The organism is Pseudomonas sp. Snoq117.2 (assembly GCF_900110545.1).
Classification (GTDB): domain Bacteria; phylum Pseudomonadota; class Gammaproteobacteria; order Pseudomonadales; family Pseudomonadaceae; genus Chryseomonas; species Chryseomonas benzopyrenica.
This window is the reverse complement of the sequence record NZ_FOED01000001.1, coordinates 648,271-674,161: the sequence shown is the minus strand read 5'-3', so window position 1 is coordinate 674,161 and position 25,891 is coordinate 648,271. Positions and strand designations below refer to the sequence as shown.

Below are 25,891 nucleotides of genomic sequence, written 5' to 3'. Positions count from 1 at the left end.
TTGGGTTGAAAGTCAGCCATCGTGTCAGCCGTGGCTGTTTGTTCTAATGGCGGCACATTCAGCCGTGGCTGTTTGTTCTAATGGCGGCACATATAGCACCTCTCTTGGAGGGGCGATAGGCTTCATCAAAATTTTGCGTGTGATGAGCGGATTAACCAAGACTCTTAAGAAAATTCTTTAAGAGTTCCCGTCCGATCGTCGTACCGGATCGTGATAGCAAAAAGCGTGCACAAAGCGGTAATTCCTGTGCCCGCCTGTCTATCGCTCGGTTGTTCTCCAGGCAATGGGCAGTTTCGGAAGGACTGATTGCACCTTTGTGACACCAAAGGTTTCATTCACCCAAAGTCATGCACACTTTTAGTGCTGACCTGTGTTGGCAGGAGATGAGATGTTCCAAATCGATCCACGACTGGCGAGCGATTCCCTGGAAGTGGCGTCCTTGACGCTGTGCCAGGTGTTGCTGCTGAACGATCGCCGCTATGACTGGCTGGTGCTGGTACCCCGGAGCGAAGGTGTTACCGAGGTCCTCGATCTGTCACCCCAGGATCAGGTGCAACTGTGGCGAGAGGTGACACTTGTTGCCCAGGTGTTGCGTGGCGCTCAGCCAGATCTAAAATTGAACATCGGTGCCCTGGGCAACATCGTCAGGCAATTGCACCTGCATGTTTTGCTGCGGCAGGAAGGTGACCCGGCCTGGCCCGGCCCGGTATGGGGGCACTCGCCACGTGAGCCCTATGGCGAAGCCGCCGGCCGCGCGGCCGCGCAGCGCTGGCAGGGGCTGCTCGAACAGGAGGCACAGGCATGACCCTCGAAGAACGTATCGCCGACCTGGAGATGCGCCAGGCGTTCCAGGACGACACCATCCAGACCCTCAACGACATCATCGTCGAGCAGCAGCGGACCCTGGATCGTTGCGCGGCGCAGATCCGCATGCTGGCCGAACGCCAGGCGGAGTTGCAGAGCGCAGGGGGCGGCGGCATGCCGGACGAAGCCCCGCCGCCACACTATTGAGATCCGTTCCGCAGCTGAATCTTGTTGTCGCCCTGACGTACGTGCGCAGGCGGCTTTGCCGGCTACTCTAGCGGCACTGCATCCTTGCACTTTTTTGGTGCAGTCCGGCCTCGTCCCTTGTGGAACTCGCTCCGGGAGAGGCCTGTCCTCTGCGGAGCGAAGCCCACAGCACCTTCAGGACGGAGTACGGTTATGGCGTTTTTCACCGCTGCCAGCCAAGCGGATTTCCAACAACAACTCAAGAATGCCCTCGCGGCCCATGTCGAAGGGGATGCCCTCGAACAGCTGGATCGCTTCACCGCCCAGTTCTTCGGCATCGTCCCGCTGGAAGAACTCACCCAACGTCGGCTGTCCGATCTGGTCGGCTGCGTGCTGTCGGCCTGGCGCCTGCTGGACGTCTTCGATCCGGCCGAGCCGCGGGTGCAGGTCTTCAATCCGGATTACGAGCGACACGGCTGGCAATCGAGCCACACTGTGGTCGAGGTGCTGCACGCCGATTCGCCGTTCCTGGTGGATTCGGTGCGCATGGAACTCAATCGCCAGGGCTACAGCGTCCATACCCTGCAGAACAGCGTTCTCAGCGTCCGTCGAGATGCCCAGGGTCGTCTGCTCGAGCTGCTGCCCAAGGGCCAGCAGGGCGAAGGAGTGACCCGTGAAGCCGTGATGTTCCTTGAGATCGACCGCTGCGCGGCAACCAGCGAGTTGCGCGCCTTGGAGGCAGCGCTGCAGGAGATCCTCGGCGAGGTCCGCCTGACCGTGGGTGACTTCGCCGCCATGAAGGCCAAGGTCGCCGACCTGCTGACCTGGCTGGATCGGCGTCCGGCGGGCATGGAGGAGGGGGAGCTGGCCGAGGTCAAGGCTTTCCTCGACTGGCTGCGCAACGACAGATTCACCTTCCTCGGCTACGAGGAATTCACCGTCGAAGGCGATGGCGAGACCGCGGTGCAACGCTATTTGCCCGACTCCCTGCTGGGGCTGTCGCGGCGGCTGCGCGGCCGTCCCGAGACGGCCGAGATCAGCCTGTCCGGTGATCCGCTGCGTTACCTGCGCGAGCCGGTGCTACTGTCCTTCGCCAAGGCGGCCGACCCGAGCCGGGTGCATCGCCCGGCCTATCCCGATTTCGTTTCCCTGCGCGAGGTGGATGCCAGCGGCCGGGTGGTGCGCGAGCATCGCTTCATGGGCCTCTATACCTCCAGCGTCTACAACGACAGCGTGCGGGAGATTCCCTATATCCGCCGCAAGGTCGACGAGGTGCGTCGCCGCGCCGATTTCGACAGCAGCGCCCATTTGGGCAAGGAACTGGCCCAGGTCCTCGAAGGCCTGCCGCGGGACGATCTGTTCCAGACCCCGGTGGACGATCTCTTCAGCACCGCCATGGCCATCGTGCAGATCCAGGAACGCAGCAAGGTGCGCGTCTTCCTGCGCCGCGATCCCTATGGCCAGTTCTTCTATTGCCTGGCCTATGTGCCGCGCGACATCTACTCCACCGAAGTCCGCCAGCGCATGCAGCAGATCCTCATGGATCGCCTGCACGGCACCGACTGCGAATTCTGGACCTTCTTCTCCGAATCCGTGCTGGCGCGGGTGCAGTTCATCCTGCGCGTCGATCCCCTGCAGCCCCAGGATGTCGATCCGGCGCGCCTGGAGCAGGAGATGGTGCAGGCCTGCCGCAGCTGGAAGGACGATTTCGCCAGCCTGATGGTGGACAGCTTCGGCGAAGCCCAGGGCACCTCCATCCTGGCCGATTACCCGCTGGGTTTCCCGGCCGGCTACCGCGAGCGCTTCGCGCCGCACCTGGCCGTGGTGGACATGCGGCACCTGCTGGCCCTGAAGGACGATCGCCGTCTGGCCATGGGCTTCTACCAGCCGCTGACCCAGACCGGCGACAACATTCTGCACTGCAAGCTCTACCACGCCGACACGCCCCTGGCGCTGTCGGACGTCTTGCCGATCCTGGAAAATCTCGGCCTGCGCGTGCTCGGCGAATTCCCCTACGAGCTGCGTCATCGCAATGGCCGCCGCTACTGGATCCATGACTTCGCCTTCACCACCGTGGCCGGCCTCGAGCTGGATCTACAGCAACTCAACGACACCTTCCAGGACGCCTTCGTCCAAGTGGTGGAAGGCCAGGCGGAAAACGACAGCTTCAATCGCCTGGTGTTGACCGCCGGGTTGCCCTGGCGCGACGTCGCGGTGCTGCGCGCCTATGCGCGCTATCTCAAGCAGATTCGCATCGGCTTCGACATCGGCTACATCGCCGCCACCCTCAACGCCCATGTCGATATCGCCCGGGAACTGGTGCGGCTGTTCCGCATGAAGTTCTATCTGGCGCGGCGCATGACCAGCGAAGACCTGGACGACAAGCAACAGCGGCTGGAGCAGGCCATCCTCAGCGCCCTCGACGACGTCGCGGTGCTCAACGAAGACCGCATCCTGCGGCGCTATCTGGACCTGATCAAGGCGACCCTGAGAACCAACGTGTTCCAGACCGATGCCGCCGGCAAGCCCAAGGCCTACTTCAGCTTCAAGCTCGATCCCAAGGCCATTCCCGAGCTGCCGCGCCCGGTGCCGCGCTACGAGATCTTCGTCTACAGCCCGCGTGTGGAAGGGGTGCACCTCAGATTCGGCAATGTCGCCCGTGGCGGCCTGCGCTGGTCGGATCGCGAGGAAGACTACCGCACCGAGGTGCTGGGCCTGGTCAAGGCGCAGCAGGTCAAGAATTCGGTGATCGTGCCCGTGGGCGCCAAGGGTGGCTTCGTGCCGCGCCGGCTACCCACCGGTGGCTCCCGTGACGAGATCCAGGCCGAGGCCATCGCCTGCTACCGCATCTTCATCAGCGGTCTACTGGACATCACCGACAATCTCAAGGATGGCGAGGTGGTACCGCCGGCCGCGGTGGTGCGCTACGACGGCGACGATCCCTATCTAGTGGTGGCGGCCGACAAGGGCACCGCGACCTTCTCCGACATCGCCAACGGCATCGCCCAGGACTACGGTTTCTGGCTCGACGACGCCTTCGCCTCCGGTGGTTCGGCGGGCTATGACCACAAGAAGATGGGCATCACCTCCCGGGGTGCCTGGGTCAGCGTGCAGCGTCACTTCCGTGAGCGCGGCATCGATGTCCAGACCGATCCGGTCACCGTGGTGGGCATCGGCGACATGGCTGGCGACGTCTTCGGTAACGGCCTGCTGCGTTCGCGCAGCCTGGAGCTGGTGGCGGCCTTCAACCACCTGCACATCTTCATCGATCCCAACCCGGACGCCGAGCGCAGCTATGTCGAGCGCGAGCGGCTGTTCAACCTGCCGCGGTCGAGCTGGACCGACTATGACGCCAGCCTGATCTCCCAGGGCGGTGGCATCTTCCCGCGCAGTGCCAAGCGCATCGCCATCAGCCCCGAGATGAAGGCGCGCTTCGACCTGACCGCCGATCACCTGACGCCCAACGAGCTGATCAACGCCCTGCTCAAGGCGCCGGTGGACCTGATCTGGAATGGCGGCATCGGCACCTACGTCAAGGCCAGCTTCGAAACCCACGCCGATATCGGCGACAAGGCCAACGACGGTCTGCGCGTCGATGGCTGCGACCTGCGCGCCAAGGTGATCGGCGAGGGCGGCAACCTGGGCATGAGCCAGCTGGCGCGGGTAGAGTTCGGCCTGCACGGCGGCGCCTGCAACACCGACTTCATCGACAATGCCGGGGGCGTGGACTGCTCCGACCACGAGGTCAACATCAAGATCCTGCTGGGCGATGTGGTCTCCGCCGGCGACATGACCGTCAAGCAGCGCAATACGCTGATGGGCGAGATGACCGACGAGGTCGGCGAGCTGGTGGTCGCCAACAACTACATGCAGACCGGAGCCCTGTCCCTGGCGGAGTATCGCGCGCGGACCCACCTGGCCGAGTACCAACGGCTGATCGTGGATCTCGAAGGGCGCGGCAAGCTGGATCGTACCCTCGAATTCCTGCCCAGCGATGAGGTGCTCGCCGAACGCGCGGCCAAGGAACAGGGGCTGACCCGGGCCGAGCTGTCGGTGCTGATCTCCTACAGCAAGATCGACCTCAAGGAACAGTTGCTGGCCTCTTCGGTGCCGGATGATGACTACCTCGCCCGGGACATGCAGGGCGCCTTCCCGCAACGCCTGACCGAGCAGTTCCCCGAGGCCATGGCGCGCCACCGCCTCAAGCGCGAGATCGTCGCCAACCAGATCGCCAACGACCTGATCAACCACATGGGCATCACCTTCGTGCAGCGCCTGTGCGAATCCACCGGCATGAGCGCGGCCGATGTCGCCCGGGCCTATGTGGTGATGCGCGACGTGCTGCACCTGCCGCACTGGTGGCGTCAGGTGGAAGCCCTGGATCATCAGGTGCCGGCTGACCTGCAGCTGCGTCTGATGAGCGAACTGATGCGCCTGGGGCGCCGGGCCACCCGCTGGTTCCTGCGCAGCCATCGCAGTGGTCTGGATGCTGGCGCCGTGGCGGCCTTCTTCGGGCCACGCATCGCCGCTCTGGGCGTACGCCTGGATGAACTGCTGCAGGGCGAACCGCGTCAGGACTGGGAAGAGCGCTTCCGCGCCTATACCGAAGCGGGCGTACCCGAGCTGCTGGCGCGCGTGGTCGCCGGGACCAACCACATCTATACGCTGCTGCCGGTGATCCAGGCGGCGGAGGTCACCGCCCAGGATCCGCTGGCGGTGGCAGCCACCTGGTTCGCGGCGGGCGATGTGCTGGATCTGGCCTGGTATCAGCAGCAACTCAACCAGCTGCCGGTGGCCAATGCCTGGCAGGCCCTGGCCCGCGAGGCGTTCCGCGACGAGGTGGATGTGCAGCAGCGCACCATCACCGTCGCCATGCTCAATCTGAGCGAGGCGCCGAGCGATCCGGAAGCCCGGTTGTCACTGTGGCTGGAACGCCATAGGGCGGCGGTGGAGCGCTGGCGGGGTCTGCTGGTGGATCTGCGCAATGCCAGCGGGCAGGACTATGCGATGTACAGCGTCGCCAGTCGTGAACTGGCGGATCTAGCCAGCAGCAGCGTCTGAGGCGAAGGGTACCCGCGACTGGATCTCGCGGGCGCCCTGATCCGACAGCGCCATGAAAAGGCGGCGTACCCTCGGGTGCGCCGCCTTTTTTACCAGCGGAAGCGGGTCAGGGTTTGGACGGCGTTGAGAGAGCCTTGAGGGTACTCAGCCCTTGCAGCAGTGCCTGGTGAAAGCGTTCCGGCGCCTGCATCTGGGGCGCATGGCCCAGATCCTCGAATTCCACCAGGGTCGCCTGGGGGATACGCCGCGCCGCCGCCTTGCCCAATTCGGGATAGCGGCCCAGCTGCGCCTTGAGCTCGGCTGGCGCGGCATCCTTGCCGATGGCCGTGGTGTCGCGCTGGCCGATCAGCAGCAGGGTGGGCATGCGCAATCGCGCGAATTCATAGACCACCGGCTGGCTGTAGATCATGTCGTAGATCAGTGCCGAGTTCCACGCCACCCGCTCCTTGCCCGGCCCGTTGTTGAGACCCGCGAGCATGTCGACCCAGCGGTCGTAGTCCGGCGACCACTGGCCGGCGTAATAGGTGCTGCGCTCGTAGTCGCGGATGCCATCGGCGGAGGTCTTGAGTTCCCGGGCGTACCACTGGTCGATGCTGCGATAGGGCACGCCCAGGGCCTTCCAGTCCTCCAGGCCGATGGGGTTGACCAGTACCAGCTGTTCGGTGGCCTCGGGATAGAGTAGCGCATAGCGGGTCGCCAGCATGCCGCCGGTCGAGTGACCGATCAGCGTCGCCCGGGCGATGCCCAGGTGGTCGAGCAGGGCGCGGGTATTGGCGGCGAGTTGCTGGAAGCTGTACTGATAGTGCGCCGGCTTGCTGGATTTGCAGAAACCGATCTGATCCGGGGCCACGATCCGATAGCCGGCAGCGCTCAGCACCTGGATGCTCTGTGCCCAGGTACCGGCACAGAAGTTCTTGCCGTGCAGCAGGACCAGGGTTCGGCCGTTCGGTTTTCCGCTCGGCGCGACATCGAGATAGGCCATTTCCAACGCTTGGCGCTGAGAGTCGAAGCTGAAGGTCTTGACCGGAAAAGCGTAGTCGAAGCCTTCGAGACGTTCGCCATAGACGGACTGCGCCTGAGTGAGTGGGCTCAGCAACAGAGTGGCCAGGGGGAGGGCGAGGCGCAGGGACATGGATGGATTCCAGGGGCTAAACCAGGTCCGACCAGACGCCAGGGGTGAAGATTCCGGCTTGCCCCGGACGGGCTATCGCCTTTTGGGCAGGTGGTCAGGGTGGGTGCCGTTTCGCTTCGCCTCCCGCCCAGGGTCTGGTAGTCTGGACGATTCTTGATTCCCTTTTTGCGCACCTCTTCCCTGCGTTTCTCCCCGATCACACGAGGTTCCCGGTTTGGCGCTCGAGTCACCCTCCAAGACGCAGCCCGATGCTCTGGCCGATTGTGCCAATGAGCCGATCCACATTCCCGGCAGTATCCAGGAACATGGCTTCCTGTTCGCCGTGGAAGAGCCGGATCTGCGCATCGTGCAGGCCAGCGCCAATGTGCTCGAGTACCTCGGGATTGCCGTGGAGGAGGTGCTGGGACGCACCCTGGGCGAATTGCTGCCGGATCGAGATCTGCCCGCGATGCTTGGCGCCCTGACCCAGGAAGAGCAGAATCCCATCTATCAGGGTGACGTGACCCTGGGATCGCGACAGCAGACCTTCGCCCTGTTCATGCATCGCTTCGGCGGGGTGCTGATCGTCGAGTTCGAGGCGCCGGTGGACAGTCGACTCGGCCTCAATACCCTCTATCCCATGGTGCGGGTGTTCATCGAGCAACTGCATCAGGCGGAAACCGTCGACGCCATCGCCACGCTCGCCGTGCGCGAAGCTAAGCGTATCTCCGGTTTCGATCACACCATGATCTATCGCTTCGACGACGACGGTCATGGTCAGGTCCTGGCCGAGGAGTGCGCGCCGGGGGTACCCACCTACCTGGGGCTGAGATTCCCCGCCTCGGACATTCCGGCCCAAGCCCGGCATCTGTACCTGGCCAACCGTATCCGGGTGATCGGCAATGCCTGCTATCAGCCCTCGCCGCTGCAGCCGCCGATCAATCCATCGACCGGGCAACCGCTGGATCTCAGCTTCGCGCAGCTGCGCAGCGTGTCACCGGTGCATCTGCAGTACATGAGAAACATGGGCACCCTGGCATCCATGTCCATCTCCATCGTGGTCGGTGACCGCCTCTGGGGGCTGGTGCTCTGCCATGATCGTCAGCCCCAGCGGGTGTCGTTCCAGACGCGTACCGCCTGCGAGCTGTTTGGCCGGGTGCTGTCGCTGCAGATCGATGCGGCCGAGACCCACGCGGAATCCGACCGCCGTCTGGCCCTGCGCCAATCCATGGTGCAGATGCTGTCGGCCATGGCCGACCGCGACAGTGTCTGCCAGGGGCTGCTGGAACTGCCGCAGGTCTATCTGGATTTCGCCCGGGCCCAGGGTGCCGCCATCATCTCCTCCGACGGTACCGAGCTGATCGGTCAGGTGCCGCCGCGCGAGGTGGTGGACAGCCTGGTCGAATGGCTGTCGGTCAACGTCAAGGATCATTACGTCACCGATAACGTGGCCAAGGACATCGCCGAGCTGCCCGAGCTCGCCGGGTATGCCGCCGGAGTCCTCGCCGTACCCATTTCCGAACTGCATTCCCACTACCTGATCTGGTTCCGCAGCGAGCTGGTCCAGGTGGTCAACTGGGCGGGGCGCCCGACCAAGCAGGAAGGCAGCGATGGGCGCCTGTCGCCGCGACAGAGCTTTGCGCTGTGGCAGGAGACGGTACGTGGTCTGTCGCTGCCCTGGTCCCCCCTGGAGTTGGAAAGCGCCATCGAACTGCGCAACGCGGTGCGCGGGATCGTCCTGCGCAAGGCCGAAGAAATGGCCGAGCTGGCCGAAGAGCTGCAACGCAGCAACAAGGAGCTGGCGGCCTTCTCCTACAGCGTCTCCCACGACCTGCGTGCGCCGTTGCGCCATATCGCCGGCTATGCCGAGCTGCTGGGCGACATCGAAGGCGGCAAGTTGTCGGATCGCGGTCGGCGCTTCCTGGAGAACATTGGCTCCTCGGCGCGCTTCGCCGGCAGCCTGGTTGACAATCTGCTGAGTTTTTCGCAGATGGGCCGGGCCGCTATTCGCTATTCCGACGTCAACCTCACGGCCTTGGTGGAAGCCATCCGTGAAGAAATGGCGCCGGACTATGAAGAGCGTCAGGTGGAGTGGCACATCGGCCCCCTGCCGGTGGTCATCGCCGACGCCGCCTTTGTCCATCTCGCCTTGCGCAATCTGCTGGCCAATGCCATCAAATACAGTCGCTACGAAGACCCCGCGGTGATCGAGATCGGCACCTTGCCGAGCGATTCCGAGGACATCGTCTTTGTCCGGGACAACGGCGTCGGCTTCAACATGGATTATGTGGGCAAGCTGTTCGGCGTCTTCCAGCGCCTGCACCACGCCGACGAATTCGAAGGGGTCGGCATCGGCCTGGCCAGCGTCAGACGCATCATCGAACGCCATGACGGTCGTGTCTGGGCAGAGGGCGCCATCGGCGAGGGCGCTACCTTCTACTTCGCCCTTCCCAAACAACGACCGTCGCCGGTACACAAAAGGTAGTTCTGTTCATGCTCAAACCCATTGTGCTGGTCGAAGACAATCCGCACGATCTGGAGCTCACCCTGGTAGCTCTGGAGCGCAGCCAGCTGGCCAACGATGTCGTGGTGCTCCGCGACGGCGCCGAGGCGGTGAACTATCTGCTGCGGCGAGAGCCTCATGCTGACCGGGAGCCTGGTAATCCGGCGGTGATGCTACTGGATCTCAAGCTGCCCAAGGTCGATGGCCTCGAGGTGCTCGAACTGGTGCGCGGTACCCCCGAATTGTGCAGCATCCCCGTGGTCATGCTGACGTCGTCACGCGAAGAACCTGATCTCGAGAAGGCGTACGAACTGGGCGTGAACGCTTACGTGGTCAAACCGGTCGAGTTTCGTGATTTCGTCGCCGCGATCAGCGATCTCGGCGTATTCTGGGCTGTGCTCAATGAGCCGCCCCCAGGATCGCGACGTGTCACCAGGCGGACTGGCCGCTAGCGAGTGAGCAAGCTCAGTTCATCCGTATCCAGTTATCCGCGACAGGCAGACATGCGCGAACCGGTTCCCCTGAGCGAACAGATTCAAGGCCGACGCCCGTTTATGCCTCTCTCGAAACAGATCAAGATCCTGCTGGTAGAAGACAGCAAGCTCGATGCCGAGCTGATTCTGATCGAGCTGGAAAGACATGGATTCGAGCTGCAATCCAAGATTGTCTATGAGCGTGCCGGTCTCACCCTGGCCTTGAGCCAGCAGACCTACGACATCATCCTCTCCGACATCATCCTGCCAGGCTTCTCGGGTGCCGAGGCCTTGCGGGTGGCGCGAGCGCTGGCTCCGGAAACGCCCTTCATCTTCGTCTCGGGCATCTTCGGTGAAGTGCACGCCGTGGAAATGATGCGCCTAGGGGCCAACGACTATGTGCTCAAGCAGAGCATGGAGCTCTTGGCCAAGGCCGTCGAGCGAGCGCTGCTGGTGGTGCACGAGCGCCGCGAGCGGCGTCGGGCCGAAGAACCCCTGCACAGTCTCGAGGTCAGATCGCGCCTGGCCATGGACGCCTCGCGACTGGGCATGTGGGAATACCTGCCCGCCAGCCGTACCCTGGTCTGGGACGAACGCTGCAAGGCCATGTTCGGCCTGCCAGCCGATGCGGTGGTCGATCTCGAGGTGTTCGCACGGCTGTGCGGCAGCGACGGCCTCGAACGCTTTCTCGACACGGTCCGCCAGGCGGGTGCCGACGAGCGCGACGACGACTACCGCAGCGAGTACCGCATCCGTCTGGACAACGGCGCCCAGCGCTGGGTCGAGACCCGTGGCCAGCCCTTTTTCGAAAGCGGCGTCTGCACCCGCTTCCTGGGGGTGATGCTCGACATCACCCAGCAGCGCGATGCCGCGGAAAAGCTCGAGCGGCTCAACGTCAGTCTCGGCGAACGCGTCGAAGAACGTACCCGCGAGCGTGATCGGACCTGGGATCTCACCCGCGATCTGCTGCTGGTGTGCAAGCCGGATGGCACCCTGGTGGCGCTCAATCCGGCCTGGGAAGAGAATCTCGGCTGGTCCCGCGTGGAGCTGCTCGATTCCTCGCTGCTGACGCTGGTGCGTCCCGACGAACGCTTCATCACCGACAACGAACTCAAGCAGCTGGCCAATGGCGCGACCAGCCAGCGCTTCGTCAATCGTATCCGTCACCGCGACGGCAGCTATCGCTGGATTTCCTGGACGGCGGTACCGGATGCGGGCATGACCTATTGCTCGGGTCGCGACATCTCCTCGGAAGTCCTGGCGATGGAAGAGCTGGCCGCGGCGAATCGCCAATTGCGCGAGCAGATCGACGAGCGCGAGCGGGTGGAGGCGACCCTGCAGCAGATGCAGCGGCTGGAGGCCGTGGGCCAGCTCACCGCGGGCGTGGCCCACGACTTCAACAATCTGCTCACCGTGGTGCTCAGCAGCGCCAGCTTCCTCGAGCGCGACCTGACGCGCCTGGCGGCCAGCGACAAGACCCAGGGGCGGGTGCAGAACATCCGCGAAGCGGGCGAGCGGGGCGCCAAGCTCACCGCCCAGCTGCTGGCCTTCTCCCGCCGCCAGCGCCTGGCGCCCAAACCGGTCAAGCTCAACGAAACCGTCGAGGGCATGCTCGAACTGCTGCGCAGCACCATGGGTGGCAGTGTCTGGATCGAGACCCATCTGCGCGCCGATTGCTGGCATGCGCTGGTTGATCCGACCCAGATCGAGCTCATCATCCTCAACCTGGCGATCAATGCCCGGGATGCCATGGCGGTCGGCGGTACCCTGCGCCTGAGCACCTCCAACCAGACCATCAGCGAGCCGCCTCAACGTCCTGAAGAACCCGAACCCGGTGAGTACGTACTGCTGGCGGTGCAGGATTCCGGCACCGGCATGAGCGAAGAGGTGCTGGCCAAGGCCTTCGAACCCTTCTTCACCACCAAGGAGGTGGGCAAGGGCTCCGGTCTGGGCCTGGCCCAGGTGTTCGGCTTCGCCAAGCAGTCCGGTGGCGGTGTGCGCATCGAGACGCAGATGGGCAGCGGTACCACGGTGCTGGTCTATCTGCCCCGTACCGAGGCGGAGGATGCCCTGGATCCGATCGGGCTGCCCGCCATGGATCGTGACGAACAGGCCGCCGAACGCCGCATTCTGCTGGTCGACGACGATCACGCGGTACGCAACGTGACCGCCGCCCTGTTGGCCGATCTCGGCTATCAGGTGGTGGAAGCCAGCAACGGCTTCGCGGCGTTGAGCGCGCTGGAGCGTGATCCGCAGATCGATCTGTTGCTGGCGGACTTCGCCATGCCCGGCATGAACGGTGCCGAACTGGCCCGTCAGGTGCGCAAGCGGCTGCCACAGTTGCCGGTGGTCTTCATCACCGGCTACGCCGAACTGGGCGAGCTCGATCCGGAACAATCATTCATCGTACCCAAGCCCTTTCGCGAAGCGGACCTGGCAGCACGGCTGCAGGCAGCCCTGCGCGGCGAGAAGCCCCAGCCTTCGCCCCTCTGAAGGCCGCCGTCACCATGAGGTATTTGCGTGTCCACCATCCGTGAAATGTTGCGCGCCGAGGGCGGTGCCCTGCACGAGCAGGTCGATGCGACCTTCGGCCGCTATGCACTGCAGACCCGGCCCCATTACACCGCCTTTCTGCAGGCCCATGCCCAGGCGCTGATCGGCCTCGAAGCGCTCCTGGAGCGCTCCGGCATCCAGCGTCTGCTGCCCGATTGGGCCGAGCGTCGCCGTACCGAAGTGCTGGGGGAAGATCTGCAGCAACTGGCCGCCGCCCCGCCCGAACCCGTCGCCCTCGAGCGTCTGCTCGATGAGGGTGAGTGCTGGGGGGTGGCCTATGTGCTGGAGGGATCTCGGCTGGGATCGCGGTTGCTGGATCGCCATGCCGGCGAGAGTCCCGATGAGGCGGTACGCGATGCCCGGGCCTATCTGGGCCACGTACCCCCCCAGGGCGCCTGGCCGGGATTTCTGCAGCGCCTGGACGAGGCCGGCCGCGATGCGCGTTTGCACCCGGCGATGCTGGCCGGCCAGCGGCTGGCCTTCGAGGTCTTCCTGGCGGCGGGGCAGCGTCACGCGCCTGCGGTCATCGCCTGCTGAGCGATCGCTAGAGCGCCTGCAGGTAGCCGATCACCTCGGCCGCGCCCAGGCGTTCGAGAATCTCGGCGAGGACCCGGGTGCTCGCCACCTCGTTGGGCAGTAGCAGCCATTCCAGATCCTGGCCCGGTGCGGGCAGCGGCAGGCGCGCATAGTCGAGCTTCAGCCCCAGCAGCACCTGGATGAAGTCCGGGTGATTCCAGACCGCGTTGGGCAGGGCGTAGAGGGCAAAGGCCTCTTGCAGGCGGTCGATGGCCGCCGGGTCCAGGCGCAGACGCTGGATCTGCGCCGGCACCTCCACAGCGATGCCGCGAATCCGGGCATAGGCGATGATGCTGGCAAAGGCGAGCGTGGTGGCTGGGTTGTTTTCCAGGAATAGCCGAGTACCCCGCCAGCTGGCCTGGCGCAGACGCAGAGTCTGTTCCGCGGACAGATTCGGCAGGGTGCGATAGAGCGCCGCCTGAAAATCCCGATAGCCGATGATCCGCACCTGCTCGCGCGCCGCGGGCAGGGCGGCCAGCTCCTCCAGCTGCACCACTGTCGCGGGTGTGCTGTCGCCTAGACGCTGGCAGAGTCCATCGATGGCGCGCAGGTCGAGAGCGGCGACCTGAACGGTTTCAGCCACCACCAGTTGACTCAGTAGGGCATGGGCCCGGCTCTTGATCTCCTGGGTCGGGCCGGACAGGGCGGCGCGTGGCAGGCCGAGGAGCAGATGCAATGGATGGCCTTCGTCCCACCAAAGGCTGTCGGTTGGCGCGGGCAAGGGGACGAAGGCGTCGGCCAGCCGCTCCAGGCAGCGCTGGATGCGGCGGCTGGCCAGGGAAGGATGCAGATGCAAGGCCAATGAAGACCAGGGGCTGCCCAGGAGGTTGGCACTGTTGCTCATGGGATCTCCGGGGCGGATAGGAACTGCACGGCCGATTCTAGCGTGGCAAAGACCGCGCTATCGTCAAATGATTCCCGAAAGGTAGGATCTTTTGTGCGAGTGACCGTTCGAGTCCGGCGCGAGCGACGTATGGCCGCTGGCAAGCCTGTATAATGCGCGTTTTCCGAATTGCCTGTGAGTCCGCCATGTACGACGCGCTCCGTCCTCTGCTTTTCAAAATGTCTCCCGAAGGATCGCACGATCTGGCGCTGGATCTGATCGGTGCCGCGGGTCGTCTGGGCCTGACCGGTCTCGGACGGCGGCCGGGTCGGCTGCCGGTCCAAGTCATGGGTCTGGAGTTTCCCAATCCGGTGGGCCTGGCCGCCGGACTCGACAAGAACGGCGCCGCCATCGATGGCTTCGCCGGCCTGGGTTTCGGCTTCGTCGAGATCGGCACCGTGACGCCACGGCCGCAGCCGGGCAATCCCAAGCCGCGGTTGTTCCGTCTCGAACAGGCCGACGCCATCATCAACCGCATGGGTTTCAATAATGCGGGTGTCGACGCCCTGATCGAGCGGGTCAAGGCGGCGCGCTTCCAGGGTGTGTTGGGGATCAACATCGGCAAGAACGCCAGTACCCCGGTGGAGCGGGCGGTGGACGACTACCTGATCGGCCTGGACCGGGTCTACGCCCATGCCAGCTACATCACGGTGAATGTGAGCTCGCCCAACACGCCTGGCCTGCGCAGCCTGCAATTCGGCGATGCGCTCAAGAGCCTGCTGGAAGCCCTGCGCCAGCGCCAGGAAGACCTGGCGGTCCAGCATGGCCGGCGGGTGCCCATCGCCATCAAGATCGCCCCGGACATGACCGATGAGGAAATCGTGCTGACCGCCCAGGCGATCCGCGATGCCGGGATGGACGCCATCATCGCCACCAACACCACCCTGGGGCGCGAAGGGGTGGAGAATCTGCCCTATGCCGCCGAGGCTGGTGGCCTGTCAGGCGCTCCGGTGCGGGAAAAGAGCACCCATGTGGTACGGGTCTTGGCGGGCGAACTGGGTGGCCGGCTGCCGATCATTGCGGCGGGCGGGATCCTGTCGGGGGAAGATGCGGCGGAAAAGATCGCCGCAGGGGCCAGTCTGGTGCAGCTCTACAGCGGCTTCATCTATCGCGGACCGACGTTGATCCGCGAAGCCGTGGATGCGATCGCGGCAGCGCGCCGCTGAGGGATAGGGGGCTCGCTGGGAGCCCCCGTGGGACCGGGTACCTGATCCTGGGAAGGGATCTGACTGGAACAAAACCAGAACGCTGGTGGAAGCCCTCAGGCTTCCGCTAGTGAAATCGAATTAGCCTGCGGCTTGAAGTTGATTCACGCGTTGAAGACCAGCGGTGCCTACGTAGCCGTCCCATTGGTCGCTACGGCCCTCACGCCAGCCATTGAGCCAGGCCTGCCGGACGGCGTCCTGGGTGAAGGGGCAGAGGTCCCGCGATTTGCCCACAATGCCGTGCTGATAACCACGCTGGAAAGCTCGTTCCATTGGATCACGCTTGAGTCTTCTCATAGGGTAGTGCCCTCGTAGGTTGACTTGCAGATTGTCCATGGCCCGTTGCAGGCCTGGATGCCAGAGCCGGCGTCCTGACATCCGCCCCGCACCTTCGCGCTGCGGGTGGTCAATTACTAACCAATGAGACCCTGGCTGGGAACGACCTTTTAGCTATAAGACGTAATCAAATCGAAATGAAATGGCGATAAACCGCCGCTGGAATGCCGTCACTGCGGCTTGTTGAGACGCAGTCAAACTTTCACGGGAGGCGCTGTCCTTACCGGTCAATCCGACCAAAGGCAGAGAAGCGCCTTTCGCTAACCTATGGATTCAACGATGTCCGCGATGCAACAACTCATCCTCACCTGTCCCAAGGGGCTCGAGACCCTGCTGCTGGAAGAGGCCCAGGGCCTCGGCCTGCAGGAAGCCCGTAGCCAGACCGCGGCGGTGCGCGGCGAGGCGAGTCTCGCGGACGCCTACCGCCTCTGCCTCTGGTCGCGCCTGGCCAACCGGGTGCTGCTGGTGCTGGCCCGCTTCCCGGTGGAAGACCCCCAGGGGTTGTACCTGGGTGTGCATGGCGTGGAGTGGGAAGAGCACCTGGCGCCCAACGGCACCCTGGCGGTGGGCTTCAGCGGCCAGGGCGCGGGCATCGACAACACCCATTTCGGCGCCCTCAAGGTCAAGGACGCCATCGTCGACCGCCTGCGCGAACGCACCGGGCAACGACCCACGGTCGACAAGGTCGCCCCGGACCTGCGCGTCCATCTGCACCTGGAGCGGGGTCAGGCCATCCTGTCGCTGGATCTCTCCGGCCAGAGCCTGCACCAGCGCGGCTATCGCCTGCAGCAGGGGGCGGCGCCGCTCAAGGAAAACCTGGCGGCCGCGGTGCTGATCCGTGCCGGCTGGCCGGCCCTGGCCGCGGCGGGCGGGGCGTTGGCCGACCCCATGTGCGGGGTGGGTACCTTCCTGGTCGAGGCCGGGCTGATGGCGGCGGACATCGCGCCCAACCTGCGCCGCGAGCGCTGGGGCTTTTCCGCCTGGCTGGGCCATGTGCCCGCGCTCTGGCAGCAGCTGCATCAGGAAGCCGAAGCGCGGGCGGCGGCTGGCCTGGCCAAGACACCGGCTTGGATCCGCGGCTACGAAGCCGATCCCCGACTGATCCAGCCGGCGCGCAACAACATCGAGCGCGCCGGTCTGTCCGAGTGGATCAAGGTCTACCAGGGCGAGGTGGCCAGCTTCGAGCCGCGGCCGGACAAGGGCCAGACCGGTCTGGTGATCTGCAACCCGCCCTATGGCGAGCGCCTGGGCGATGAAGCCAGTCTGCTGTATCTCTACCAGAATCTCGGCGAGCGGTTGCGCCAGGCCTGCCTGGGCTGGCGCGCGGGGGTCTTTACCGGTGCGCCCGAACTGGGCAAGCGCATGGGGATCCGCAGTCACAAGCAATACGCCTTCTGGAACGGCGCCTTGCCCTGCAAGCTGCTGATGTTCGAGGTGGAGACCCGCCAGTTCGTCACCGGCAGCCGCAGCGGCGAGCGCTCGGCCATCGATCAGGCGGCGGAACCGGCCAAGCTCAGCGAAGGCGGGCAGATGTTCGCCAATCGCCTGCAGAAGAATCTCAAGCAGCTCGGCAAGTGGGCGCGCAACCAGGGCGTGCAGTGCTATCGCCTCTATGACGCCGACATGCCCGAGTACGCGGTGGCCGTGGATCTCTATGGTGACCGGGTGCACGTGCAGGAATATGCACCGCCCCGTTCCATCGATCCGGACAAGGCCCAGGCGCGATTGCTCGATGCCCTGGCCGCCATTCCCCAAGCCTTGAACATCGATCCGGCGCGGGTGGTGGTCAAGCGGCGCGAGCGGCAGAGCGGCACCAAGCAGTACGAGCGTCAGGCGGCCCAGGGTGAATTCCTGCAGGTGGAGGAGGCGGGCGCCAAACTGCTGGTGAATCTCACCGACTACCTGGATACCGGTCTGTTCCTCGACCATCGCCCGCTGCGCCTACGCCTGCGTCAGGAAGCCCAGGGCAAGCGCTTCCTCAACCTGTTCTGCTACACCGGCGCCGCCACGGTGCAGGCCGCGGTGGGTGGAGCGCGCAGCACCACCAGCGTCGATCTCTCGCGGACCTACCTGGACTGGGCCCGGCGCAACCTGGCGCTCAACGGCTTTTCCGAGCGACACCGCCTGGAGCAGGGCGATGTCTTGCACTGGCTGGAGAACGATCGCGGCGAATACGATCTGATCTTCGTCGATCCGCCGACCTTCTCCAATTCCAAGCGTCTGGAAGGTGTGTTCGACGTCCAGCGCGATCACGTCGCCCTGATCGATTCGGCCATGGCCCATCTGAGCCGCAACGGCGTACTGTACTTCTCCAACAACTTCCGCAAGTTCGAGTTGGATGCAGGTCTCGCCGAGCGTTATCGCGTCGAAGAGATCAGCGCCAGCACCCTGGATCCGGATTTCGCGCGCAATCCCAAGATCCACCGTGCCTGGCGTTTCAGTCTGCAATGAGGTCAGCCGCCTGAACTGCCGCTGAACGGGTCGAGCATCGATCCGTTCAGCCTGTGATCCGGCGCAATCCCGCCTTTTCCCGGGAACACCCGATCCGCCCAGGCCGTCCACAATGACGGCGCGGCGCTGGGTCGTGCCCGGCGGGACGAGGAGGGACAGGTTCTACAATGCTGGTTTCACTGCAAGCTCTCAGGGCCTTGGCCGCCTGGTTGGTGGTCTTTCATCACTTCATGCAGGTGTTCTTCGATTTCCACGCCGACAGCCTCGGCGGCCATCTGCTCTCCACCCGGGGACAGGTCGGGGTCGATATCTTCTTCGTACTCAGCGGCTTCGTGATCTACCTGTCCACCGCCGGCCGATCGCTCAGGCGCAGCACCTTCCTCTGGCACCGCATCGCCCGTATCGTCCCGGCCTATTGGCTGTACACCGCGGTGACGGCGCTGATCCTCTATCTGGCCAGCGACGTGATGCCGGTCTACGGGATCGCCGCACGGGAACTACTACTCTCGCTGTTCTTCATTCCCAGCGAGAACCCGGCGGGCTTCGGCCATTATCCGATCCTGCCGGTGGGCTGGACGCTCAACTTCGAGATGCTGTTCTACCTGCTGTTTGCCCTGTCCTTTGGCGTGGCCGAGCGCTGGCGCATCGGCGTGGTCAGTCTGCTGGTGATCCTCGTCAGCCTGGTGCTGGCCCGCGAGTCCTTCGTCAGCAGTTTCTATCGCAATCCGATCATCTTCGAGTTCCTGCTAGGCGTGAGCCTGGCGGCGCTCTATCGGCGCGGCGCCCTGCGCGGCTCCAAGCCGCTGGCCCTGACGGCTGCTCTGGCGGCACTGGTCTGTCTGGTGGCCTTTCCGGCGGACCATCCCTGGCGGCTGCTGACCTGGGGCGTGCCCAGCGCGGTCCTGGTGGGCGCCTGCGTGATCCTCGAACCCTGGTTCGCCGGCTCACGCCTGTGCAAGGCACTGGGGGACTGGTCCTATTCGGTCTACCTGGTGCACGTCATCGTGCTCTGGCTGGGCGACTACTGGCTGCACCAGCAGTGGGGGCTGAGCCCCTACCAGACCCTGGCGGTCTGCCTGCCGGTGATCCTGCTGCTGGCCTGGGGCAGCTACGAGTGGATCGAGCGGCGTCTCTCGCGCACCCTGCGCCAGTTGGGCGAACGCCTGGCGGGACGGCGTCCGCAGTGGGTGGCGGGTCAGTAGGAAACGCGTTCGGCAGCCGTGAGCTCGGGCACTAGCGCCCGACCTTCCGCCGAGGAACGCTGTGCCGCTTCCAGCAGGGCCATGAGGGCGCAGGCCTGGGCGGGAGGGACGGGATTGGCGGCGCGCCCGGCAAGAGCCTCGACCAGGGCAAGGTAGTAGCGGCGGTGATCTCCCGCTGGCGTCGGCAACGCCTGGCGTTCGCCATCGCCCGTGATGAGCCAGCCAGAATCAGGATCCTGGCCCCAGTCCGGACCACCGGGGCGCACGCCGGCCTTGAGCGCGTCTTCCTGGCGATCCGCGCCCTGCTTGATCCAGCTGCCCGCTGTACCCTGGGCCAGGAAGCGCGGTACGCCATCGGCGGCCAGCATCCCGGCTCTCAGGGTCACCTGGCGGGCGCCGTAGTCCAGTTGCACCTGGAACCAGTCGTCGGTGAGGGCGCCGGCACGCTGCCGCACCAGCTGCGCCTGCAGGCGCTCGGGCAGACCGAACAGGCAGAGCGCCTGATCCAGCAGATGGGGGCCGAGGTCGAACCAGAGTCCACTGCCGGGCAGCGCCGCTTCGCGCCAACGCGTGCGCACCTCGGGGCGAAAGCGTTCGATGCGCGATTCCAGACTGGTCAGTTCGCCCAGGGCGCCGCTGGCGAGTACCGCCTGCAGTCCGAGAAAATCACTGTCCCAACGGCGATTCTGGAACACCGACAGCAACCGCCCGGCCTGTTCGGCTTCGGCGGCCAGTTGTCGGGCTTCGGCGAGGGTGACGGTAAAGGGTTTATCGACCACCACGTGCTTGCCGGCGGCCAGGGCGGCGCTGGCGAGGGGCGCATGGGTCTGGTTGGGCGAGGCGATCACCACCAGGTCGATGGCCGGATCCTGCACGGCCGCCAGGTAATCCGCAGTCACCCGTACCTCGGGCAGATCGGCGTGCACCCGCTTAGCGTCCCGCGAGGCCACCAGTTCCAGGGTGAGGCCGGGGATGGAACGCAGCAGCGGGCCGTGGAAGGTCTGACCGACGAAGCCATAGCCGATCAGGGCGACGCGAAAGGGGGAGGGCATGGAGCATCCTTTTTACCGGGGTGGAAAAGACCGGGGCCGCTCGATGAGCGGCCCCGGTTGTAGGCTGAAGCGCGAGGTTGCCTTACTTCAACTCATGATCGTGAGCCAGTTGCTCCCGTTCAAGGAATTCGTCCTGCCGCAAGGAATCCTGGAACTCTGCGGAATCCTCCAGGGCCAGGGGGTCATTGAGTTCGCCACCGGAAAGGCGCTTTTTCTCAAGCTTACCGGACAGGTTGGTGATGGCTCGCAACAGCTTGTCCGCCGCGCCATCCACGGCCAGATCGAGAGACTCGGCCTTGTGGGTGACCGAGAGGGGTTGATGGCCCTTGATGCGCGCCTCCATCTGGCAGCGCTTGTCCTGGGCGCCCGACTTGCCGGCGTTCTCGTCGTTGAGGTGCACCTCGACACGGGTCAGGAGTTCGTCGAAGCGATCCAGGCGGTCTTCCACCACGGACGCCACCCAATTCTGCAAACCGGCACTGCTTTCGATGTTGTGATCACTGTTCACTTGGACTTGCATGCGGCTTCCTCTTTTTGACGGGCCTGACCATTGGATGAGGCCGGTCAGGCCGAGGTTCAAGGCTGTTCGTCCGGTGTGCGTGTCACCCGATGTTTCCTTCTGGCACTGTCTAGGCGCGTCGCAACGATCGGAAAGCGACGTTGAAGTCGCGGGTCGCTGGCGTTTTGCCCTTATCCACTGATAATGCGCGACCTTCCATCGTCCGTCGCAGTGGGGATCGCCAATGCCAGATGTGCTCACGCGTGGCCGCGGTTTCGCTCGGCGGCTCTGGCTACCCCGTGCGGTCGGTCTGCTGCTCAGCCTGAGTTGCATCGTCTCGGTGCAGATCACCCAGCCGGTGTCCATCGGGCTATGGATCCTGCTGCTGACCAATGCGCTGCTCTGGTCACCGCTGGCCTACTGGCGAGCGGTGCGCGCTCGCGACCCCTATCGCACCGAACTGGGCAATCTGCTGCTGGACTGCGGCTCGGCCGGCTTCTGGGCAGCGAGCATGGGCTTCAATCTCCTGCCCAGCGTGACCTTGCTCGCCATGACCGGTATGAACATGCTCGGCGCCGGTGGCCTGGCGTTCTGGCGCCGGGGGCTGCTCGCACAGCTGGCGGGCATCCTGGTCGGCCTGGTCGTGCTGCGTCATCCGGTCGCCATCCAGACCTCCACCGCGCAGATCTATGCCTGCCTGCCGATGATCGTCGCCTACCCGTGGGCCCTGGGCCTGGTGAGCTTTCGCCTGGCGCAGCAGCTGTCGCGGCGCAAGCAGGAGCTGGAGCTGATCAGCAAGCAGGATGGCATGACCGGTCTGCACAACAGAACGCACTGGGATCAGCTGCTGCAGCGCGAGTTCGCCCGCTGCAAGCGCAGTGGCGCCGAGGCCAGCCTGTTGATGATCGACCTGGACAACTTCAAATTGATCAACGATCGCTTCGGCCACCAGGCCGGTGACGAGATGCTGCGCCAATTTTCCGGTCTGCTGGCGCGCACCATCCGCGCCAGTGACCTCGCCGGTCGTTTTGGCGGCGATGAATTCGGTATCCTCTTACCCGACACCTCGCCCGAGCGGGCCCTGGATCTGATCCGGCGGCTGCAGCAGCGTTTGCACGAGATGCAGGCGGGCGGCCCCGGCGACCGGCAGAACGTGCGCGTCGGCCTGAGCTGCGGCATCGCCGGCTTCGACCGCACCTACGATGACGTCGCCCACTGGCTGCAGGCGGCCGACTTCGCGCTCTACCGGGCCAAGGCCCAAGGGCGCGGAAGGGCGGAGGTGGCCGATCCCCAAGGAGTGCTGGCATGACCCCGGCGATAGCGTTGCTCAAGAAGAGCCAGGTGCCCCACGAGGTGCTGAGCTACCACCATGATCCCAAGGCCGCCTCCTACGGCCTGGAAGCCGCCGAGAAACTCGGTCTGGCGCCGGCGACGGTGTTCAAGACCCTGCTGGCGGCGAGCGAGAAGCAGGAACTGCTGGTGGCCATCGTGCCGGTCGCCGGCACCCTGGATCTCAAGGCCCTGGCCCAGGCGGCCGGGGTGAAGAAGCTGGAGATGGCCAAGCCCGAGCAAGCCCAGCGCAGCACCGGCTACCTGGTGGGTGGCATCAGTCCGCTGGGGCAGAAGAAGCGGCTGCGTACCTTTGTCGACGAGTCCGCCGCGGAGCTGCCGAGCATCCATGTCAGTGCGGGACGCCGCGGACTGGAAGTGGCCCTGGCACCGACGGACCTCGCCCGGCTGCTGGATGCGCCCTTCGTGCCGATCGGCAAGGCCTGAGACGTAGGTTGGTGCTGAGCGCAGCGAAGCCCAACGATGTAAAGGTACGGCTATGTTTTGTTGGGCTTCGCGGTGCTCAGCCCAACCTACGGCTGAGTCTCCATGGGGTGAAAACCGCCTGGCGTTTTCCACCCCCTCCGCTCGCTAGGCTACCCCGTAGCTCTCCCGCAGTTGCTGCCGATAGCGCTGGTAGGCCGCCTCGTATTCGGCGACCCGCGCGGGATCCGGTTCGGCGCGACTGGCCGGATCCAGGTGCACGCAGCGTTCTGTGAGGCTGTCGAGCGATTCCGGACGATCCTGTTCGCGACTCCAGCACCAGGCCGCCTGCAAGGCGCCGCCCAGGGCCGCGGCTTCGCCGTGGACCGGGCAGACCACCGGGGTGTTCATCAGATCGGCGATCAGTTGGCGCCACACCGGGCTCCTGGCGCCGCCGCCGATGAGTCTCAGGGTGTCGCCGGGCATGCCCAGGTCGCGCAGCAGATCGAAGCCGTATCTCAGGGCGAAGCTCACCCCCTCGACCACCGCCCGGCACAGGTTGGCGCGCGTCAGGTTGGTGGCGGTTAGGCCGTGCAGGCTGGCGGTCGCCGTCGGCAGTGCCGGTACCCGTTCGCCATTGAGGAAGGGCAGCATCAGCACCCCTTCGGCGCCGATGGGCGACTCCGCCACCAGACGGGTGAAGTCGGCGAGATCCAGACCGAGCAGCTCGCGGATCTGGCCGCTGGCATTGGTCAGGTTCATGGTGCAGATCAGCGGTAGCCAGCCGCCGTTGGAGGAGCAGAAACCCGCCACGGCGGGATGCTCGCTGATGCGGGGTTCGTCAGAATAGCCATAGAGGGTGCCCGAGGTACCCAGGCTCAGGGTGATCTGGCCAGCGCGGCTGTTGCCGGTGCCCAAGGCGCCCATCATGTTGTCGCCGCCGCCGCTGGAGACCAGCGCCTGGGGATTGATGCCCAGTTGGCTGGCGACCTCCGGCCGCAGCCGCCCGACCGGCTGGTCGGCTTCGATCAGCGCCGGCAGGGCGCGTTCCAGGCGACCGCTGGGGTCGATATGGCGCAGCAGTTCCAGGTCGTACTGGCGCGTGCGCACATTGAAATAGCCGGTACCCGAGGCATCGCCGTATTCCGCCACGGCCCGGCCGGTCAGCCAGAAGTTCAGGTAATCGTGGGGCAGCAGTACCTGGGCGATCCGGTCGAACACCTCAGGATGCTGCTCCTTGGTCCAGAGCAGCTTGGAGACGGTGTAGCCCGGCGCGATGGCCAGACCCAGGCGCTCGATGGAGCCTGCCGCGCCACCGAGATGCTCCAGCAGACGCTGGTTTTCCGGGGTGGACTCGGTGTCGCACCAGAGCTTGGCCGGACGCAGCACCTTGCCGCTGTCGTCGAGCAGCACCAGACCATGCTGCTGGCCCGAGACGCCAACACCGAGGATGTCCTGGCCATCGCTGCCGGCCTGGGCCAGGGCGGCGCGGGTAGCCGCTACCAGTGCCCTGATCCAGTCCGCCGGATTCTGCTCGCGACGGCCATTGGCGCCCTCGGTCAGGGGGTGAGGCGCATTGCCTTCACCCAGTACCACGCCGCGCTCGACATCCAGGATCACCGCCTTGGTGCCCTGGGTACCGCAGTCGATCCCGAGAAACTTCATGCCTGGCCGCTCCTTGTTGTTAGGGCTTGTATGAACCATCGACGCTACCTAGGCAGCGTTTTGCCAAGGCTAGTCGCCGAGCAGGGTCTGCAAGGTGGCGCTGACCCCATGGGTCCGCAAGTTGTACAGCTGCCGCTCGAAGGCGGCAACGAAGGCGGCGGATTTCGGGATGTGCTTGCCGAAGATTTCCTCGGCGCCCAGCAGGCGCTCGGTGAGGTTCTTCTGATCCTGCACCAGCTCCTCGCAGTAGTTGGCCCGCGGATCGGGGATGCGATAGGTCGCCCCGCTCTCGTCCACGCCGCGCAGATAGACCGCCCAGGCGGCCACCACCAAGGCGGCGCGATCCATGGCCTGGTCGTCTTCGATCAGCCGGTTGATGGTCGGCACGGTGAACTTGGGAAACTTCGAGGAACCGTCGGAGCAGACCCGCTCCAGCTGGTCGGCGATCGCGCGATTGGAGAAGCGCTCGATCAGGGTGTCCTTGTACTGGTCGAGGTCGATGCCGGGAACCGGGGCCAGCTGCGGGGTCACGTCCTCGTCCATGTAGGTGCGGATGTAGCGTACGAACAACGGATCGGCCATGGTCTCGTGGACGAAGCGATAGCCCTTGAGGAAGCCCAGGTAGGTGAGGGCCAGGTGGCTGCCGTTGAGCAGCTTGATCTTCATCTCCTCGTAGGGGGTGACGTCATCGGTGAACTGCACGCCGACGTCTTCCCAGGCCGGACGGCCGGCGACGAATTTGTCTTCCAGCACCCACTGCAGGAAGGGCTCGCAGACCACCGGCCAAGCATCCTCGACGCCGTGTTCGGCCAGCAGGGCCTCGCGATGGGCGGTGCTGGTCATGGGGGTGATGCGATCGACCATGGCGTTAGGGAAGCTGACGTGCTCGGCGATCCAGCCGTGCAGCTCTTCGTCTACCAGGCCGGCGTAGGCCAGCAGGGCCTTGCGGGTCACCTGGCCATTGTGCGGAAGGTTGTCGCAGGACATCACGGTGAAGGGGCCGGTGCCCTCGGCGCGGCGCTTGGCGAGGGCCGCCAGCAGGAAGCCGAAGACGCTGCGCGGATCGCCGGGATGCTGCAGGTCGTGCTGGATCAGCGGCAGTTTGAAGTTGAATTCGCCAGTGCTGTCATCCATGCAGTAGCCGCCCTCGGTGATGGTGAGGGAGACGATGCGGGTGCTGGGATGGGCCAGCTTGTCGATCAGCGTTTGGGTGCCTTCCTCTGCCAGCAGCATGCCGCTGATGGCGCCGACGACGCGGACCTCGGTGTCCGGCTCGTCGGCCAGCACCACCTGGGTATAGAGGTAGTCCTGTCCGGCCAGGGCGTCACGCATGGCGCGGTCCTCGGCGCGCAGGCCGACGCCGCAGATGCTCCAGTCCAGGTCGCGGCCCTGGTTGAGCAGGGCTTCGGTGTAGATGGCCTGGTGGGCGCGGTGGAAGCCGCCGACGCCGATGTGGACGATGCCCTGACGCAGCTGGCAGGCGGCGTAGGAGGGCTTGGCGATGTATGCGGGAAGCTGGTCGAGATTCTGGCGATTGAGTTTCATGAGAGGGATCCTGGCAGAAGGCGCTCCTGGTCAT

General features: G+C 65.1%; 19 protein-coding genes. 12 read left to right on the top strand and 7 right to left on the bottom strand.

The genetic code is table 11. The annotated features are described in order from the left end of the window. The first annotated feature begins 388 nt into the window (after positions 1-388). The 3 genes from BMZ43_RS03345 to BMZ43_RS03335 all read left to right on the top strand — a co-directional run bounded on the left by BMZ43_RS03345 (position 389) and on the right by BMZ43_RS03335 (position 6,051). A complete protein-coding gene (locus BMZ43_RS03345) occupies positions 389-805 on the top strand; it encodes an HIT domain-containing protein (RefSeq protein WP_093249799.1) in 417 nt (138 codons plus the stop codon). Continuing rightward, positions 802-1,011, top strand: coding sequence for a SlyX family protein (locus tag BMZ43_RS03340; protein WP_064306679.1), 210 nt, complete (start codon positions 802-804; stop codon positions 1,009-1,011). Before BMZ43_RS03345 ends, BMZ43_RS03340 begins: the two co-directional genes overlap by 4 nt. A 192-nt stretch (positions 1,012-1,203) precedes the next feature. Beyond that, entirely contained in the window at positions 1,204-6,051 is a 4,848-nt protein-coding gene (locus BMZ43_RS03335) for an NAD-glutamate dehydrogenase (RefSeq protein WP_093249795.1), read from the top strand. Positions 6,052-6,157: 106 nt separating this feature from the next. Here the strand turns inward: BMZ43_RS03335 and BMZ43_RS03330 are convergent, their stop codons facing one another. Further along, entirely contained in the window at positions 6,158-7,183 is a 1,026-nt protein-coding gene (locus BMZ43_RS03330; RefSeq protein ID WP_064306677.1) for an alpha/beta fold hydrolase, read from the bottom strand. Between the two features lie 214 nt (positions 7,184-7,397). Here BMZ43_RS03330 and BMZ43_RS03325 point away from each other — a divergent pair, with 214 nt between their 5' ends. The 4 genes from BMZ43_RS03325 to BMZ43_RS03310 all read left to right on the top strand — a co-directional run bounded on the left by BMZ43_RS03325 (position 7,398) and on the right by BMZ43_RS03310 (position 13,228). Beyond that, complete coding sequence (locus tag BMZ43_RS03325) at positions 7,398-9,647, top strand: ATP-binding protein (protein ID WP_068385239.1); 2,250 nt, start codon at positions 7,398-7,400, stop codon at positions 9,645-9,647. An 8-nt stretch (positions 9,648-9,655) separates the two neighbouring features. Further along, positions 9,656-10,117, top strand: a complete 462-nt coding sequence (locus BMZ43_RS03320) for a response regulator (protein ID WP_017638932.1) — start codon at positions 9,656-9,658, stop codon at positions 10,115-10,117. A gap of 102 nt (positions 10,118-10,219) precedes the next feature. Beyond that, positions 10,220-12,631, top strand: a complete 2,412-nt coding sequence (locus BMZ43_RS03315) for a response regulator (protein ID WP_093250961.1) — start codon at positions 10,220-10,222, stop codon at positions 12,629-12,631. A 27-nt stretch (positions 12,632-12,658) separates the two neighbouring features. Further along, positions 12,659-13,228, top strand: a complete 570-nt coding sequence (locus tag BMZ43_RS03310) for a biliverdin-producing heme oxygenase (RefSeq protein WP_026083593.1) — start codon at positions 12,659-12,661, stop codon at positions 13,226-13,228. A 7-nt stretch (positions 13,229-13,235) separates the two neighbouring features. Here BMZ43_RS03310 and BMZ43_RS03305 read toward each other — a convergent pair whose 3' ends face one another. Further along, the gene (locus BMZ43_RS03305) at positions 13,236-14,111 is read right to left on the bottom strand and encodes a hypothetical protein (RefSeq protein ID WP_064306675.1); all 876 of its coding nucleotides are present in this window, start codon (positions 14,109-14,111) and stop codon (positions 13,236-13,238) included. A 185-nt stretch (positions 14,112-14,296) separates the two neighbouring features. Between BMZ43_RS03305 and BMZ43_RS03300 the strand changes: the two genes are divergently transcribed. Next, positions 14,297-15,316, top strand: coding sequence for a quinone-dependent dihydroorotate dehydrogenase (locus tag BMZ43_RS03300; RefSeq protein WP_064306674.1), 1,020 nt, complete (start codon positions 14,297-14,299; stop codon positions 15,314-15,316). 120 nt (positions 15,317-15,436) lie between these two features. Here the strand turns inward: BMZ43_RS03300 and rmf are convergent, their stop codons facing one another. Then, positions 15,437-15,652, bottom strand: coding sequence for a ribosome modulation factor (gene rmf, locus BMZ43_RS03295; RefSeq protein WP_082900346.1), 216 nt, complete (start codon positions 15,650-15,652; stop codon positions 15,437-15,439). A 318-nt stretch (positions 15,653-15,970) separates the two neighbouring features. Between rmf and rlmKL the strand changes: the two genes are divergently transcribed. After that, positions 15,971-18,142: a bifunctional 23S rRNA (guanine(2069)-N(7))-methyltransferase RlmK/23S rRNA (guanine(2445)-N(2))-methyltransferase RlmL gene (rlmKL, locus tag BMZ43_RS03290; RefSeq protein WP_064306673.1), complete on the top strand. Its 2,172-nt coding sequence runs from the start codon at positions 15,971-15,973 to the stop codon at positions 18,140-18,142. Positions 18,143-18,309: 167 nt separating this feature from the next. Beyond that, positions 18,310-19,344 carry an acyltransferase family protein gene (locus tag BMZ43_RS03285; RefSeq protein ID WP_064306672.1) on the top strand — a complete coding sequence of 345 codons (1,035 nt, stop codon included), beginning with the start codon at positions 18,310-18,312 and terminating at the stop codon, positions 19,342-19,344. On the opposite strand, the gene BMZ43_RS03280 is transcribed toward BMZ43_RS03285, so the two are convergent. Both BMZ43_RS03280 and BMZ43_RS03275 read right to left on the bottom strand, forming a co-directional pair. Next, positions 19,338-20,396: an oxidoreductase gene (locus tag BMZ43_RS03280; protein WP_093249791.1), complete on the bottom strand. Its 1,059-nt coding sequence runs from the start codon at positions 20,394-20,396 to the stop codon at positions 19,338-19,340. The genes BMZ43_RS03285 and BMZ43_RS03280 overlap by 7 nt on opposite strands. A gap of 82 nt (positions 20,397-20,478) precedes the next feature. Then, positions 20,479-20,916 (bottom strand): HPF/RaiA family ribosome-associated protein, encoded by a 438-nt coding sequence (locus tag BMZ43_RS03275; protein ID WP_064306670.1) that lies wholly within the window; start codon positions 20,914-20,916, stop codon positions 20,479-20,481. 223 nt (positions 20,917-21,139) lie between these two features. On the opposite strand from BMZ43_RS03275, the gene BMZ43_RS03270 reads away from it, so the two are divergent. Both BMZ43_RS03270 and ybaK read left to right on the top strand, forming a co-directional pair. Beyond that, complete coding sequence (locus BMZ43_RS03270; RefSeq protein WP_093249787.1) at positions 21,140-22,204, top strand: diguanylate cyclase; 1,065 nt, start codon at positions 21,140-21,142, stop codon at positions 22,202-22,204. Continuing rightward, positions 22,201-22,671, top strand: coding sequence for a Cys-tRNA(Pro) deacylase (ybaK, locus tag BMZ43_RS03265; RefSeq protein WP_064306668.1), 471 nt, complete (start codon positions 22,201-22,203; stop codon positions 22,669-22,671). Before BMZ43_RS03270 ends, ybaK begins: the two co-directional genes overlap by 4 nt. 144 nt (positions 22,672-22,815) lie before the next feature. Here ybaK and xylB read toward each other — a convergent pair whose 3' ends face one another. Continuing rightward, positions 22,816-24,312, bottom strand: a complete 1,497-nt coding sequence (gene xylB, locus BMZ43_RS03260; RefSeq protein WP_064306667.1) for a xylulokinase — start codon at positions 24,310-24,312, stop codon at positions 22,816-22,818. 69 nt (positions 24,313-24,381) lie between these two features. After that, the gene (locus BMZ43_RS03255) at positions 24,382-25,857 is read right to left on the bottom strand and encodes a mannitol dehydrogenase family protein (protein ID WP_064306666.1); all 1,476 of its coding nucleotides are present in this window, start codon (positions 25,855-25,857) and stop codon (positions 24,382-24,384) included. Between the last annotated feature and the right edge of the window lie 34 nt (positions 25,858-25,891).